This is a genomic window from Flavobacterium luteum (genome assembly GCF_008806775.1).
GTDB classification, from domain to species: Bacteria; Bacteroidota; Bacteroidia; order Flavobacteriales; family Flavobacteriaceae; genus Flavobacterium; species Flavobacterium luteum.
Genome location: NZ_WAEM01000003.1, coordinates 409,359 through 425,016, shown reverse-complemented (window position 1 = coordinate 425,016; position 15,658 = coordinate 409,359). Strand labels below are relative to the sequence as shown.

General features: G+C 32.3%; 16 protein-coding genes. 10 read left to right on the top strand and 6 right to left on the bottom strand.

Translation table 11 applies throughout. The annotated features are described in order from the left end of the window. Positions 1-342: 342 nt before the first annotated feature. From F6464_RS14500 to rplT, 5 genes are all read left to right on the top strand, one after another. Positions 343-507: a hypothetical protein gene (locus F6464_RS14500; protein WP_191963346.1), complete on the top strand. Its 165-nt coding sequence runs from the start codon at positions 343-345 to the stop codon at positions 505-507. A 70-nt stretch (positions 508-577) separates the two neighbouring features. After that, positions 578-2,524: a threonine--tRNA ligase gene (gene thrS / locus F6464_RS09110; RefSeq protein ID WP_151107486.1), complete on the top strand. Its 1,947-nt coding sequence runs from the start codon at positions 578-580 to the stop codon at positions 2,522-2,524. Between the two features lie 16 nt (positions 2,525-2,540). Beyond that, the gene (gene infC, locus F6464_RS09105; RefSeq protein ID WP_394349405.1) at positions 2,541-3,098 is read left to right on the top strand and encodes a translation initiation factor IF-3; all 558 of its coding nucleotides are present in this window, start codon (positions 2,541-2,543) and stop codon (positions 3,096-3,098) included. Between the two features lie 144 nt (positions 3,099-3,242). After that, a complete protein-coding gene (rpmI, locus tag F6464_RS09100) occupies positions 3,243-3,440 on the top strand; it encodes a 50S ribosomal protein L35 (protein WP_022827375.1) in 198 nt (65 codons plus the stop codon). A gap of 137 nt (positions 3,441-3,577) precedes the next feature. Beyond that, on the top strand, positions 3,578-3,922 hold the full coding sequence (rplT, locus tag F6464_RS09095) for a 50S ribosomal protein L20 (RefSeq protein WP_035633036.1): 345 nt from the start codon (positions 3,578-3,580) through the stop codon (positions 3,920-3,922). Positions 3,923-4,020: 98 nt separating this feature from the next. Here the strand turns inward: rplT and F6464_RS09090 are convergent, their stop codons facing one another. From F6464_RS09090 to rpmH, 3 genes are all read right to left on the bottom strand, one after another. Next, complete coding sequence (locus F6464_RS09090; protein WP_151107484.1) at positions 4,021-4,791, bottom strand: DUF2490 domain-containing protein; 771 nt, start codon at positions 4,789-4,791, stop codon at positions 4,021-4,023. A gap of 128 nt (positions 4,792-4,919) precedes the next feature. Then, a complete protein-coding gene (gene carB / locus F6464_RS09085; RefSeq protein ID WP_151107483.1) occupies positions 4,920-7,775 on the bottom strand; it encodes a carbamoyl-phosphate synthase large subunit in 2,856 nt (951 codons plus the stop codon). 112 nt (positions 7,776-7,887) lie between these two features. Beyond that, a complete protein-coding gene (gene rpmH / locus F6464_RS09080) occupies positions 7,888-8,049 on the bottom strand; it encodes a 50S ribosomal protein L34 (protein WP_008464848.1) in 162 nt (53 codons plus the stop codon). 166 nt (positions 8,050-8,215) lie between these two features. Between rpmH and F6464_RS09075 the strand changes: the two genes are divergently transcribed. After that, a complete protein-coding gene (locus F6464_RS09075; RefSeq protein WP_151107482.1) occupies positions 8,216-8,731 on the top strand; it encodes a DUF2892 domain-containing protein in 516 nt (171 codons plus the stop codon). A gap of 67 nt (positions 8,732-8,798) precedes the next feature. On the opposite strand, the gene F6464_RS09070 is transcribed toward F6464_RS09075, so the two are convergent. After that, a complete protein-coding gene (locus tag F6464_RS09070; RefSeq protein ID WP_151107481.1) occupies positions 8,799-9,692 on the bottom strand; it encodes a lytic transglycosylase domain-containing protein in 894 nt (297 codons plus the stop codon). 45 nt (positions 9,693-9,737) lie between these two features. After that, the gene (locus F6464_RS09065; RefSeq protein WP_151107480.1) at positions 9,738-10,403 is read right to left on the bottom strand and encodes an alpha/beta hydrolase; all 666 of its coding nucleotides are present in this window, start codon (positions 10,401-10,403) and stop codon (positions 9,738-9,740) included. Between the two features lie 258 nt (positions 10,404-10,661). On the opposite strand from F6464_RS09065, the gene F6464_RS09060 reads away from it, so the two are divergent. Next, positions 10,662-10,946 (top strand): GNAT family N-acetyltransferase, encoded by a 285-nt coding sequence (locus tag F6464_RS09060; protein ID WP_151107503.1) that lies wholly within the window; start codon positions 10,662-10,664, stop codon positions 10,944-10,946. 89 nt (positions 10,947-11,035) lie between these two features. Here the strand turns inward: F6464_RS09060 and mtaB are convergent, their stop codons facing one another. Beyond that, a complete protein-coding gene (gene mtaB, locus F6464_RS09055) occupies positions 11,036-12,364 on the bottom strand; it encodes a tRNA (N(6)-L-threonylcarbamoyladenosine(37)-C(2))-methylthiotransferase MtaB (RefSeq protein WP_151107479.1) in 1,329 nt (442 codons plus the stop codon). 249 nt (positions 12,365-12,613) lie between these two features. Here mtaB and F6464_RS09050 point away from each other — a divergent pair, with 249 nt between their 5' ends. The 3 genes from F6464_RS09050 to F6464_RS09040 all read left to right on the top strand — a co-directional run bounded on the left by F6464_RS09050 (position 12,614) and on the right by F6464_RS09040 (position 15,347). Further along, a complete protein-coding gene (locus F6464_RS09050) occupies positions 12,614-13,498 on the top strand; it encodes a replicative DNA helicase (protein ID WP_151107478.1) in 885 nt (294 codons plus the stop codon). 106 nt (positions 13,499-13,604) lie between these two features. Then, positions 13,605-14,504 (top strand): helix-turn-helix transcriptional regulator, encoded by a 900-nt coding sequence (locus F6464_RS09045; RefSeq protein WP_151107477.1) that lies wholly within the window; start codon positions 13,605-13,607, stop codon positions 14,502-14,504. A gap of 123 nt (positions 14,505-14,627) precedes the next feature. After that, on the top strand, positions 14,628-15,347 hold the full coding sequence (locus F6464_RS09040) for a hypothetical protein (protein WP_151107476.1): 720 nt from the start codon (positions 14,628-14,630) through the stop codon (positions 15,345-15,347). Positions 15,348-15,658 lie beyond the last annotated feature (311 nt).

The following is a 15,658-nucleotide window of genomic DNA, read 5'->3' as shown; positions in this document are numbered from 1 at the left end:
TGTCTAGGAACGTGTTCTTCTTCTTTTATTGCGCTTTCATTCTCAAAGCGGGTGCAAAAGTAAACATTCTTTTCTATCTAACAAGCTTTTTTAAATAATTTTTTTGATTTTATTTCTAAATCGCTTATCCTCAATATTTTTACAAACTTTTATACTCTTGCGGGATGCAAAGGTAACTAGTTTTTTATCTTAGAGCAAATCTTTTTAATGAGTTGTTGACAACTTTTGTAGCTTTGCTTTTCAGTATTTTTAAAGAACGTCACTCTCAATGCGGGTGCAAAAGTAAACAACTAATTCACTTTCGCAAACCTTTTGGTAAAGTATTTTGAAGCTTTTTTTTAATTGACTGATTTGGCGCTTTTTGAAGAGAAAAGTTTTTTTAACAAACATAGATTTGCAACTTATTTTGATATAGCCCTGATGGAAACGGCATCCTTTTATGACGGAGTTCGTCATAAAAGATACAGTGAACAGCAGGAAATGGCTCCTGATGAAATAAAATTTTAATTCCTAACTAATATATATTGTATGTGTTTTTGTAAACCTCTATATTTGCGGTTCATTAAAAATAGAATAAATGATTAAGATTACTTTACCCGACGGGTCAGTTAAAGAGTTTGCGATTGGCGTAACTCCTATGGATGTTGCAAAAAGCATTAGTGAAGGTTTGGCTAGAAATGTGATTTCTGCTTCTTTTAATAGTACTACTATTGAAACCTCAACTCCATTGACGACGGATGGTTCTCTTATATTATATACTTGGAATGACGAAAATGGCAAAAAGGCCTTTTGGCATTCGACTTCGCACGTTATGGCACAAGCTTTGGAGGAAACGTTTCCTGGAATTAAATTAACGCTTGGGCCTGCAATTGCCAATGGGTTTTATTACGATGTTGATTTTGTAAACCATAAAATTTCGGATGCTGATTTTAAAAAAATTGAGGATCGGGTTCTTGAAATATCAAGAGAAAAACATGAATTTAAATTGCGCCCTGTTTCTAAAGCCGAAGCTCTTGAGATTTATAAAGACAATGTATATAAAACAGAATTAATCACCAATTTAGAAGACGGTACGATAACTTTTTGTGACCATTCTACTTTTACTGATTTGTGTCGTGGTGGTCATATTCCGAATACTGGAATCATCAAGGCAATGAAAATCATGAGCGTTGCTGGTGCTTACTGGCGTGGCGATGAAAAAAACAAACAACTTACTCGTGTTTATGGAGTTTCGTTTCCTAAACAAAAAGATTTAACTGACTATCTAGAATTATTAGAAGAAGCCAAACGAAGAGACCATAGAAAATTAGGCAAAGAATTGGAGTTGTTTGCGTTTTCACAAAAAGTAGGAGCTGGTTTACCATTATGGCTACCAAAAGGAGCTGCTTTAAGAGATAGATTAGAGCAATTTTTAAAAAAAGCTCAAAAGAAAGCGGGTTACGAGCAAGTGGTTACGCCACACATTGGACAAAAGGAATTGTATGTAACTTCTGGCCATTATGCTAAATATGGCGCTGATAGTTTTCAGCCCATAAATACTCCGGCCGAAGGTGAAGAATTTTTATTGAAGCCAATGAATTGTCCTCATCATTGCGAAATATATAACGTAAGGCCTTGGTCGTATAAAGATTTACCAAAGCGATATGCTGAATTTGGAACGGTATACCGATACGAACAAAGCGGTGAATTGCATGGTTTGACACGTGTTCGTGGATTTACTCAAGACGATGCTCATATTTTTTGTACTCCTGAACAATTAGATGAGGAATTCAAGAAAGTAATTGATTTAGTTCTTTATGTATTTGGTTCTTTAGGATTTGAAAATTTTACCGCGCAAATATCATTACGTGATAAAGAGAATAGAGATAAGTATATAGGCAGCGATGAAAATTGGGAAAAAGCAGAAAACGCAATTATAAATGCTGCCGCAGATAAAGGTTTGAATACTGTTGTTGAATATGGTGAAGCGGCATTTTACGGCCCTAAATTAGATTTCATGGTAAAAGATGCCTTGGGAAGACAATGGCAACTAGGGACTATACAGGTAGATTACAATTTACCTGAACGTTTTGAATTGACTTATAAAGGTTCTGACAATGAATTGCACAGACCTGTAATGATACACCGTGCTCCTTTTGGATCAATGGAACGATTTATTGCTATTTTATTAGAACATACTGCAGGAAATTTCCCTCTTTGGCTAATGCCAGAACAAGCTATAATATTGTGTTTGAGCGAGAAATATGAAAATTATGCTAAAAAAGTTTTAAATCTGCTAGAAAATCACGAAATTCGCGCCCTAATTGACAACAGAAATGAGTCGATTGGAAGAAAAATTAGAGATGCAGAAATGCAAAAAATCCCGTTCATGCTTATTGTAGGCGAGGAAGAGGAGAAAAACGGAACTATTTCTATACGTCGTCACGGACAAGAAGGAAAAGGAAATATCAGCGTTACAATAGAAGAATTTGCTTCAATTGTAGATGAAGAAATTAAAAAAACATTAAAAGTATTTACAGTTTAACTTAAATTATAAAGCCATAGCAATAAGAAGTAATAGAGGTTACCAACCTCGAGTAGAAAAAAAAGATGCCCATAGAATAAATAATCTTATTCGTGGAGTGCAAGAAGTAAGACTTGTAGGTGAAAATATTGAGCCCGGAGTTTTTAAACTTTCCGAAGCATTACGATTAGCTGACCAATTTGAATTGGATTTAGTTGAAATTTCGCCTAATGCAGAACCGCCTGTTTGTAAAATAATGGACTATAAAAAGTTTGTTTACATGCAAAAAAAGCGTGAAAAGGAACTGAAAGCAAAATCTACTCAAATTGTAGTGAAGGAAATTCGTTTTGGCCCACAAACAGATGAGCATGATTACGAATTTAAAAGAAAAAATGCGGAGAAATTCCTAAAAGACGGGTCGAAATTGAAAGCGTTTGTTTTCTTTAAAGGACGTTCTATTATATACAAAGATCAAGGACAAATCTTATTATTGAGATTGGCTACTGATCTTGAAGAGTTTGGAAAAGTAGAAGCAATGCCTGTTCTTGAAGGAAAGAGAATGATTATGTTTATTGCTCCGAAGAAGAAAAAATAATCCTCCCCCAACCCCTCCAAAGGAGGGGGACAAAAAAGGAATAAAATATATTGAGATTAGCAGAAGCTCCGTTAGCTTAGCTCGGGTGCTTCGCAATCTCGCAAAGATAGTAAGTAAGAATAAATTAAAAAACACTAGGAAAAAATGCCTAAAATGAAAACCAAATCTAGCGCCAAGAAACGATTTAAAGTTACTGGTTCTGGAAAGATTAAAAGAAAGCACGCTTTTAAAAGTCACATCTTGACTAAAAAATCTAAAAAACGTAAATTAGCATTGACACACTCAGCACTAGTTCACAAAACAGATATGAAAAGCATCAAACAACAATTAAGAATCATCTAATTAATTTACAATTGATAATTAACAATTGCTAATTAAAATGAATTCTTTAGGTTAAAAATTATTTAATAACCTTGGGGTATGGCCTTAAGTTCCCTTGATTCAATTCGGGACGCCTGCTACAAAAAAACAGAAAAATTATGCCAAGATCAGTAAATTCAGTTGCTAAAAGAGCAAGAAGAAAAAAGATAATGAAGCAAGCCAAAGGTTTCTTTGGTAGACGTAAAAACGTTTGGACAGTTGCGAAAAATGCGGTTGAGAAAGCTATGTGCTATGCTTACCGAGATAGAAAAGTGAACAAAAGAAATTTCCGTGCTTTATGGATTCAACGTATTAACGCTGGAGCTCGTTTAGAAGGGATGTCTTATTCACAATTCATGGGGAAAGTAAAAGCTAACGGAATCGAATTGAACAGAAAAGTTCTTGCTGATTTAGCGATGAACCACCCTGAAGCTTTCAAAGCTGTACTTAATAAAGTAAAATAAACGTTTTATCAACTCAATTTAAGATTACTTACTTATAAAAAAGCCCGTCAGTTTAAACTGATGGGCTTTTTTGATTAATATATACACGTTAAAATTTATTACTCATCTCCAGATTCATGAAGTTTGAAATGTGTTAATGCATTTATGCTAGTATTGTAGTAGAAAAACAACCTTAAAGTATGATTGGAATCGTATTGAAATCCTGAATATTTTTGTTGATAAACATTCATATAACCAAAATCAAAACTAAGTTTGGGATTTATACATTGCTTCATTCCAATGAAAATTCGATTTTGATCAAATGTATTATAAATGACTTCCTTTCCGAAATGAATTAAAACTTCATCAGAAACTATCAACGATGGCATTGTACTTTTCCTGAATATAGGAATATTAAAACTTAGCAAATACCTCACCCTATTTGTAAACCTATTGGCTCCTGTTTTTTCATCATTTACTATCATTTCTTGCCAGCGTTGTTCATTACGGACTCTTTGCAAAACGCTAACATTACCAATTTTAGAACTCAATTGCGCTTGTTGATAGAAACGGTTTTCGTTAGAAAAAATATTCCATTCAGGTTTAGTGGGCGCCAGCCACATGTGAGCATAACCAGCTACAAAGAAAACCTTAGAGTTTGGTGAGTACCCTATTCCAGATCGAACAAAATAAAAACTTTCGTTATCTAAAAAATCATTCTTCCTAATATGAAAATCGGCTAATAAAGACCAATGTTCATTAATCTTTATATTGTTGTTCAAACTAAACCATGTTTGAGTCTGATTATTGACATCCTTACTTGTTTGTTTTTGGCTTAAAACTAAGAATGGAACTAAAACGAATATTACTTTAAAGAAATGTTTAAGCATAAAAAATGAAATGTATTTTTATCTTTACAAAGGTATATATAAGTTAAACTAGCATTTATGATAAAAGTCATTAATAGCATATTTAAAAATACTCAAAAAAAAATCCCGATGCAATTCGGGATTTTAATCTATTTACTCAAATACATTTTACGTCTCGAGTACAATTCATAAAACTGATCGTCTTTTAAATCATCAATAAACAAAATACTTTCTCCAGTTGATTTCATCTCTGGTCCCAAAGCTTTATTTACATTATGAAATTTACTAAATGAAAATACTGGTTGCTTGATGGCAAATCCTTTTAATTGCGGGTTAAATGCAAAATCGGTTACTTTATTATGACCTAACATTACTTTAGTAGCATAGTTCACATACGGCTCGCCATAGGCTTTCGCAATAAATGGAACCGTTCTAGAAGCCCTAGGATTGGCTTCAATAATATAAACGATGTCATCTTTTATAGCAAACTGAATGTTGATTAGTCCAACGGTTTTTAGTGCCAAAGCTATTTTTTTGGTGTGATCTTTTATTTGTTGCATTACAAATTCTCCCAAATTAAAGGGCGGTAAAGTGGCATTACTATCACCTGAGTGCACACCACAAGGTTCGATATGCTCCATAATACCAATGATATAAACATTTTCACCATCACAAATCGCATCTGCTTCCGCCTCAATTGCTCCATCTAGGTAATGATCTAAAAGCAATTTATTACCTGGAATTGATTTTAATAAATTAATAACGTGCTCTTCTAATTCTTGTTTGTTGATTACAATTTTCATTCCTTGGCCGCCCAAAACATAAGAAGGACGAATCAATAAAGGAAAATCTAAAGTATCTGCCAATGCTGAGGCTTCGTCGGCAGTTTCTGCAATTCCGAATTGTGGAAAAGGAATTTTTAATTCGGTCAACAGTTCCGAAAAGCGACCTCTGTCTTCAGCTAAATCTAAAGCATCAAAGCTCGTACCGATAATCTTAATTCCGTATTTGGATAGTTTTTCAGATATTTTTAAAGCAGTTTGACCCCCTAATTGAACAATTACTCCAATTGGCTTTTCATGACGAATGATGTCGTAAATATGTTCCCAAAAAACGGGTTCAAAATACAACTTATCAGCAGTATCAAAATCAGTTGAAACGGTTTCTGGATTACAGTTGATCATGATGGTTTCATATCCACATTCTTTGGCTGCTAAAACTCCATGAACACAGGAATAATCAAATTCGATTCCTTGACCTATACGATTAGGGCCAGACCCTAAAACAATAACTTTTTCTTTATCTGGAGTAACAACACTTTCGTTGTGAACGTAAATTTCACCTGCTGGAGTTTCAATTTCAGCTTCGAAAGTAGAGTAATAATATGGAGTTTGAGCTTTAAACTCTGCCGCACATGTATCTACTAATTTATAAACACGATTGATATTTTTGTCTTCACGAAGTTTATGCACTTGACTTTCTAAGCAATTCATCATGTGAGCAATTTGTCTATCGGCAAAGCCTTTTTGCTTGGCTTCAAGAAGCAAATCTTTAGGTAAATCGTCTATAGAATAGTTAGAAATTTCTTTTTCAAGCAAATACAATTCTTCATATTGTTTTAGAAACCACATATCAATTTTTGTGATTTCGTGTATTCTACTTAAAGGAATTCCCATTACTATAGCATCATAAATCACAAAAACTCTATCCCAACTTGCATATGTTAGTTTCTCTATAATTTGTTCGTAATTTTTATATCCTTTACCGTCAGCCCCTAGCCCATTTCTTTTAATTTCTAAAGATTGTGTGGCTTTGTGTAAAGCTTCTTGAAAGGAACGCCCAATTCCCATTACTTCACCAACAGACTTCATTTGCAATCCTAAAGTTCTATCGGCTCCCTCAAATTTATCGAAGTTCCAACGAGGTATTTTTACGATTACATAATCCAAAGTAGGTTCAAATAACGCCGAAGTAGACTTGGTAATTTGATTTTGCAATTCATCTAAATTATATCCTAAAGCTAATTTAGAGGCTATCTTGGCAATGGGATAACCCGTAGCTTTTGAAGCCAAAGCGGACGAGCGTGACACACGAGGATTGATTTCAATAGCAACAATATCCTCTTTTTCATCAGGCGAAACCGCAAACTGTACGTTACAACCTCCTGCAAAATTTCCTATACTACGCATCATCAAAATGGCATAATCACGCATTCTCTGAAATGTTGTATCTGATAAAGTCATTGCTGGTGCCACAGTGATAGAATCCCCAGTATGAATTCCCATTGGATCCATATTTTCTATAGAACAAATAATAACTACATTATCATTCTTGTCTCTAAGCAGTTCTAGCTCGTATTCTTTCCAACCCATTAAAGCCTTATCTATCAAAACTTCGTGAATTGGAGAAGCTTCAAGACCTCGAGTTAAAAGTTCGTCAAAATCTTCTTTTTTATAAACAATTGCTGCTCCAGTTCCTCCTAAAGTAAATGAAGGACGAATTACAAGGGGGAAACCAAATTCCTGAGCAATTTCTTTCCCTCGAAGATAGGAAGTACAAATTTCTGCAGGGGCAGAAGGAACTCCTATTTTCTTGAGTAATTGTTTGAATTGTTCTCTGTCTTCGGTAATATTTATAGCATTTACATCAACACCTATTAATTTAACCCCAAAATCTGCCCAAATTCCTTTCTCATCCGCTTCTAAACAAAGGTTTAAGGCAGTTTGCCCTCCCATTGTAGGCAATACGGCATCAATTTGCGGATGCTCTTTTAATATTTTTATAATTGATTTTGTGGTTAAAGGCAACAAATAAATATGATCTGCCATACTTGGGTCGGTCATGATAGTTGCTGGGTTAGAATTGATTAAAATTACTTCAATTCCTTCTTCTCTAATCGAACGAGCTGATTGCGACCCCGCATAATCAAATTCGCAGGCTTGTCCTATTACTATTGGTCCTGAGCCTATTATTAAAACCGATTTTATAGAATTGTCTTTTGGCATTGTGTAGTTAGATTTGTATGTTGTTTAGATTTTAACCTTTTTATTCCCGAAAAGATATAAAAAAAGGCGATACTAGTAACAGTAACGCCTTTATTTAAATTTTAGATAAACATTATTTTTTATGTCTAGGTTCGCTAGAAACAGTTAATTTGTGTCTTCCTTTAGCTCTTCTACGAGCAAGCACTTTTCTTCCATTTGCAGAAGCCATTCTGTCCATAAATCCGTGCTTATTTCTTCTTTTTCTTTTCGATGGTTGAAACGTTCTTTTGCTCATTGCTTTGTATCTTTAAAATCTTTGATTATTTGCGGTAATTGTTTTTAGAAACCGTTCTTCTAAAACCGAGTGCAAATATACGAAGTCTTTTTTTTCTGGCAAGTAGTTTTATAAAAATATTTTAAAATCCTTTTACTATATTTGCAAACTTATAAATACACATATCATGTTTCATAAAAATATTAAATTACTACTCGGCGGACTTATTATAGTTACTGGTATTTGGCAAATGATTGATAATAATATAGGCAATGGAATTTTCCTAATATTATTGTCTGCAATCCCAATTTTTCTCTATTTTAAAAATGAATTTATCCTATTAGCATTCTTAAAATTAAGAAAACAAGACTTTCCCGGAGCACAAAAGTGGTTAGCTTACATCAAAAAACCAGAAAGTGCATTAGTTAGAAAACAACAAGGCTACTTTAATTATTTACACGGAATCATGCTTTCGCAAACTAATTTGATTCAGGCAGAGAAGTTTTTTAAGAAAGCTATTGAATTAGGTTTAACGATGGATATGGATTTAGCAGTTTGCAAATTGAATCTTGCTGGAGTTGCCATGACTAGAAGACGAAAATTGGAAGCAACAAATTTACTAAATGAAGCTAAAAAATTAGACAAACAAGGCATGCTGAAAGAGCAAATCACTATGATGAAAGGGCAAATGAAGAAAATGTAATTAATCTAATCTATTTATAAAACTGAAAACCATCACTTATTTGCGATGGTTTTTTTATGATTTCATGTTAATAGCCACTTAACGGAATTTGTATTTCGTATTTTTTTCTTGAAACGTTTACTAATTTTTTATCTCTTAGCCACGGATTGTGAATTTTCAAAATCTTATAGTTTATTCCCTGTGATTTTGCAAATGTGGCTAAATCATTTATTGAACTATCAATTTCTAATTTTTTAGTTGGGAGATTTACATACAGCTGCTCCGTATTTACAGTAAAACCATATTTAGCTGGTGCTTTCATAATTTCTTTTAAAGCTAAAATTCTAAACAAATAGCGAGAAGTTTCATCGTTAAGTAATAAATCGTAGTAACTGGATACTTTTTGCAATTCGATTTGTTTGTTTACACCTGTCATACCGCCGTTATAAGATGCGGCTGCCAATGTCCAAGAACCAAACTTTGCTTTGGCATCCAATAAATATTTACAAGCAGCTTCAGTAGATTTCTCTAAATGATACCTTTCGTCAACAGACTCGTTTACTTCCATTCCAATTTCCTTAGCGGTTTGTGGCATGAATTGCCAAACACCTCTAGCTCCAGCTGGAGAAACCGCATTTACCAAAGCACTTTCTATAACTGCTAAATATTTAAAATCGTCAGGCACATTGTATTTAGCTAAAACAGGTTCAATAACAGGAAAAGCTCTATTGGCTCTTTTTAAAATCAATAAGGTTGTAGCATCAAGATTTGCATTTATTAATAACTCTCTATCGAGTCGCTCTCTAACATCTGTTATTTGCAAAGGAGTTTGCTCTCCCGCAAAATCTATACTTGTGGGAAAATATTGAGGTGTCCCTTCTTTGGTTATTTTATTTTTAGTTTCTGTTGACGATGCATAAATGAGTAATCCACTAGCAAAAACTACTGCAGTTATTAAACTTGCTTTTTTTATCCCGTTCATTTTATTTTATTTTTGGTATTGTAAACATACAAAAATCGAACCATCTTAATTCTTTTCTTCCAGAATTATTTTGGGTAAATTTTCGTTTAACCACCTATATTTATTTAAAATCATAATATGCGTACCTCCTTTTACAATGATACAATCTTTAATGTATTTTATTGGAAAAATATCATCCGCATCTCCATGAATATGTATAACGTTTGAATCTGCCTCAGTTCTGTTCCATAAAATTAGCTGCTCAATAGCCCAATCCAAGTAGCGTTTGTCTCTCACCGACAAAAATTTTTCATACAATTTAAGCCTATGACTGACTTTATCCCCAAAAGAAAATTTTGCTAAATTTTCTATGCTTAAAAATAAATTCATTGGTATAAGTTTATACGCCTTTGTCGTTTTAGCAATTTTCATTCGTAATGGAAACTCCAAATTGGTTTTAACACTCGAAATAATAATTACTTTTCTTACATTAATAAACCTGCTCATTTCTTGAACTAAAATTCCTCCAAAAGAAACACCTATCAACACTGGGTTTTTATGCTTTATCTTTTCGGTAATGCGTCTGGCATAATCAGTTAAAGACTCATGATCTAAAGGTATTTCCCATTCTAAAAGTACTGTTTCAAATACAGATGAAGGAAGCGAAATTCTTTCGAAAATACATGAACTTGCAGCTAATCCTGGCATAAAATAAACAGGGATTTTACTCATTATGCTATTCTATATTTATTGATAAAACTACCTTTTTATATTTACAACTGTTTTAAAGACATGTAAAATTATCACTATTTTATGAGTTCAAAAAATAAGACTTTTAAATATTGAATAGTAGCTGTTAATTGATTAAATTTGTAGCTACTTTTTAAATATAAATTTTTTACCAATTTATAGCAAAAAGTAAACACCTTAAAATTTAAAATATTTTTTTAACTACCAAAGAAACAATTAATTATGGAAGCAGCAATGATGATGGAGATTAAAGACAATACTTTTGCTCGACAATTTGAAACGATAGTGGATGAAGGATTGATTTCTGTGGAATATTCTTTTCAAGAAAAAAAAATATTTTTAACAAAAATAAATGTTCCCGATACTTTTTTGGATGAGGAATTTATCAATGAGTTGTTAAAAAACATTATGAATATTGCATATGAACGCAAATTAAAAGTAGTTCCTATTCTTCCTAAAATTGCTTTATTCTTTAGAAAAAATACTATTTACAGAGATTTATTGCCTCCAGGAATTAAAATTTAATTTTATTATTTTTCCTTTCTAAAAACACAAATTCCATAAATGAACACGAAATCAAATTAGTGCCAATTTATGGAATTTGTGTTTTAAATTTAAATTGTTACATTCAAAAACTCCATTCTCACGCTTCCATCTTCATCTATTCGTGTAAGATTTATTTCTTGTAACGTATTTACTAATTCTGGATTCCAAGGGGTTTTTACTTTTACATAATTTTCGGTAAAACCTTGAATATAACCTTCTTTATTTTCACTTTCAAAAAGCACCGTCCTATTGGTTCCTATCTGACTTTCATAAAAAGCTCTGCGTTTTTTAACAGATAATCCTCGTAACATTTTACTTCTTTTAGCCCGTACATTCGAAGGAACTACTCCTTCCATTGTTGCGGCTTCGGTATTATCGCGTTCTGAATAGGTGAATACGTGCAAATACGAAATATTCAATTCATTCAGAAAATGATAGGTTTCTAAAAAATGTTCGTCGGTTTCGCCAGGAAATCCAACAATCACATCAACGCCTATACAAGCATTTGGCATTACTTTCCGAATTGTATTGACTCTTTCCGTATATACTTCACGTTGATACCGACGTTTCATCAACTTTAAAATATCGTTACTTCCGGATTGCAATGGAATATGAAAATGCGGCACAAACGTTCGGCTATTAGACACAAATTCGATAGTTTCATTCTTTAATAAATTGGGTTCTATTGACGATATTCGCAAACGTTCAATTCCTTCAACCTCATCCAAAGCTTTTACTAAATCAAGAAAAGTGTGTTCGTGTTTTTTATTTCCAAACTCTCCTTTTCCGTAATCACCAATATTCACACCTGTTAAAACAATTTCTTTAATGCCTTGTTGGGAGATTTCGTAAGCGTTTTTCAAAACATTTTCAAGCGCATCGCTTCTAGAAATTCCTCTTGCTAAAGGAATCGTACAATAGGTACATTTATAATCGCAACCGTCTTGGACTTTTAAAAAAGCTCGAGTTCTATCACCAATGGAATAACTGCCTACATAAAAATCGGCTTCCGATATTTCGCAAGAATGCACTTCTCCAAAATCATTCTTGGACAAATCATTAATATAATCGGTTATTTTAAATTTTTCGGTAGCGCCAAGAACTAAATCTACTCCATCAACTGCGGCTAATTCTTCAGGTTTTAATTGGGCATAACAGCCTACAGCAGCTACAAAAGCCTTCTCGTTGAGTTTCATGGCTTTTTTTACCACTTGTTTGAACTGTTTATCGGCATTTTCAGTAACCGAACAGGTGTTGATTACATAAATATCTGCCACTTCTTCAAAATCGACACGGTCAAAACCCTCATCTTGAAAATTACGTGCAATAGTAGATGTTTCTGAGAAGTTTAATTTACATCCTAAAGTGTAGAATGCTACTTTTTTTCTATTTTCCATAAAATAACTCAATTAATGAAATCGTTGTCAAAAAATTGAGTTTGCAAATTTACATACAAAAATCAACAATATAATAATGATGGATTAATTATTGTTTAACATCTACCCATACACTTGAGTTCTTATATTAGGTTTATCACAACTGTTTTTTCTTAATTTATAGAAATACTTTTAACATTAAAGTCTAGTAATATAATTTTTGCCACGCCTTATTTTGGCATATTACCCCAGTTTCTTTGCAAAAAAAGTATGGATTTTATAGAATTTAAAGCTTTGAGTGAGCTAGCTTACGATTTTAAAGAAAGACTAAATAGCCTCACTAAAAATGAAAAACAAATTACAGGAATTTCCTCGGGATTTGATAAACTTGATGTTATAACTAAAGGTTTTCACCCTTCTAATTTAATATTAATTGGTGGTGTTAAAGGGATAGGAAAAACTGAATTTGCAGTATCATTGATTCGCAAAATGACAATTGAAAATCAATGTCCAACTGCTTTTTTCTGTTTAGAAATGACAAACCAACAGTTTATGGTTCGGATGATTAAACAACAAACTAATATTTCTAATGAAAAATTACAATTGGATATGCTCAATGAAAATGAAATAGAACTTGTGTCAAAAAAAATAGAAGAGTTAAAACAATCACCTTTATACATTGCTGACTATCCATTTCGTACCATATCTGAAATTGAAGAAGCACTTGAATGTAATCCCTCTAATTTTGCAGAAATCATTATGATTGATTCATTGCAACTGATTGCCAAAAACAAAAACGACAAGGTTGGTACAGTATTAAACAAAAAAGAACTAGCAAAAATAACTTACCGACTAAAAGAATTAGCCACAAAATTTAATATTGCTATACTAGTCTTTTTTGAAACACAAGAAAATTATCGTAAACATTACAAAAGAAGACCCTGTTTATCAGAAGTTAGAAGGCAAGCACCTATAGACACTTTTGCTGATTTGATTTTACTTTTATACAGACCTGAATATTATAAAATTGACGAGTGGGATGACGATGAGGGATTGCCAACAGCGGGAGAAGCTGAGATTATTGTTGCCAAAAATAATTTAGGAAGTCTTGGCAGTGCTAGAGTAAAATTTGAAAGAACCAAAGGTTTTTTTTGATAATTTATTATAAGCAATACGGTTTTATATAATAACTATTTTATTTATTTTACTCCGTCACAAAATGGCAGACAAATAAATTATCTTTGAAAAATATTTCGAAATTATGTCAAAATTAATTTATTTTAAAAGGTATTTGTACGTCATAGAACGTTTAAGAAGCAGACCTTCTAGTTTTAACGAACTGCAAAAACATGTGATGAGCAAACTGGAACAAGATGATATTGAAACGTCTTTTGAATATGCTATACGCACCTTTGAGCGTGACAAGAAAGACATCATTACCCTTTTTGGAATTGTGATACACTATGACCGAAAAGACAAAACCTACGCTATTGATGAAGCGGAGATAGAAAACCAATCGGTAACTCGAATGATAGATGCTTTTTCGATACATCATGCGCTACAAGAAGGGAATAAATTATCTCCAAGTGTGTTTCTTGAAAAAAGAAAATCGTTAGGAACGGAACACATTCATGGTATTATTCATGCCATACAAAATCTTACTATTATACAATTTACCCATCAAAAACATTGGGACAATTTTAGTACGCAACGCTTGGTTAAACCCATTGCTGTAAAAGAATCGCAACAAAGATGGTATTTGGTAGCTTTCGAAATAAGCACCAATACTGTAAAGACTTTTGGTTTGGACCGCATCTCTCACTTAAAAATTACTGATACCAAATTTAAACCCATTGCTTATAATGTAGTCAAAGCGTTTCAACATGCTTTTGGGGTTGAAACTTATGCCCCTGCTGAGAAAGTAATTTTGCAATTTTCTAAACAACAAGGAAACTATATCAAAACATTTCCATTACACGACTCCCAACAAATAGTTGAAGAAAACGAGGAAACCATAGTAGCGGAAATTTACATTCATCTTACTGATGACATTGTAATGGAACTCCTAAAATATGGTAGTCATGTTAAAGTACTAGCACCCAAAATTTTGGTAGAAACCATGAAGGAAAGCATTAAAGAAATACAAGGTTTATATCAATGAAAAACTGAATGTATTTAAATGCGCTGGCTGATATTAAGACTTGCGTTTATTTGTTATTTAAGCAAATAGAAAAACAGTACTAATGGTTTAAAAAAAAGATTAAATTTACAGAAATTATAAAATATGAAACCAGAAAACTTTGATTTTGAGTATAAAAAATTAATTGATGAAATGATTATTAGAATGAATAAACCAGAGGAAAATAGATATGTTATTCCAGACGGTGTTATGATACCAGACATTTATTTCAAAAAAGACATACGACTAGCTTGGATGTTAAAAGAACCTTACGATGAAGAAGATGGTACAGGAGGAGGATGGTCATATTTTGATATGTTTAAGGGAAATGATTTATACTTAGAGCAATTTAACAGAAGTCATAAACCAACTTGGCATCCAATGATTTACATTTCTTATAGCGTTCATAATAATTTTGTAAAATGGAAAGAAATGAATTTTATTAGAGATGCTCACGAAATGTGTGATGTTGTTAGAAATGTTGCATTTATCAATTCGCAAAAATTGCCTTCAAAAAATGTCACTAGAACTGATTTTTCTGATTTATACGAATCTATAGAGAAACACTCAGATTTATTAATAAGACAAATAGACTTACTAAATCCAAATGTATATATTTTTGGTAATACTTTTCATTTATACTCTAGTCTACTCAATTTAGAAAAATTTGAAATTAAAATTCAAGGCTCAGTAGGTTATATTATCGACAATGAAAAGCTTTATATTTCTGCTTATCATCCTGCACAAACTTCAATAAAAAGGGATTTATATGTAGATGATATCATTACTACAATTGAGAAATGGAAGAAAAATCAACTAAGTTAACTTCTTTACTTTAATCTATAATACCTTTTTAAAATAAATTTAAACTAAATAGAAAAGCCGATAATAAAAAAATAGAGGCTATAAAATAACACCAATGGTATTCGCTTGGAAAAAGAATGTCTGTCGAAGTATTGGATAATGAATATGTTAAAGGAGGCTTTTTCAAGCCTCCTTTGTTTTATATAATATTTTACAACGACACCCTTTGACATTTCTTGCCATTACTTTTATAAAAAAAATAGTATGCTACTTAATCGAAAAAAGGAAATTCATTTTACTAAAAACATTCAGAAAAAGCATTCTTATAAAAA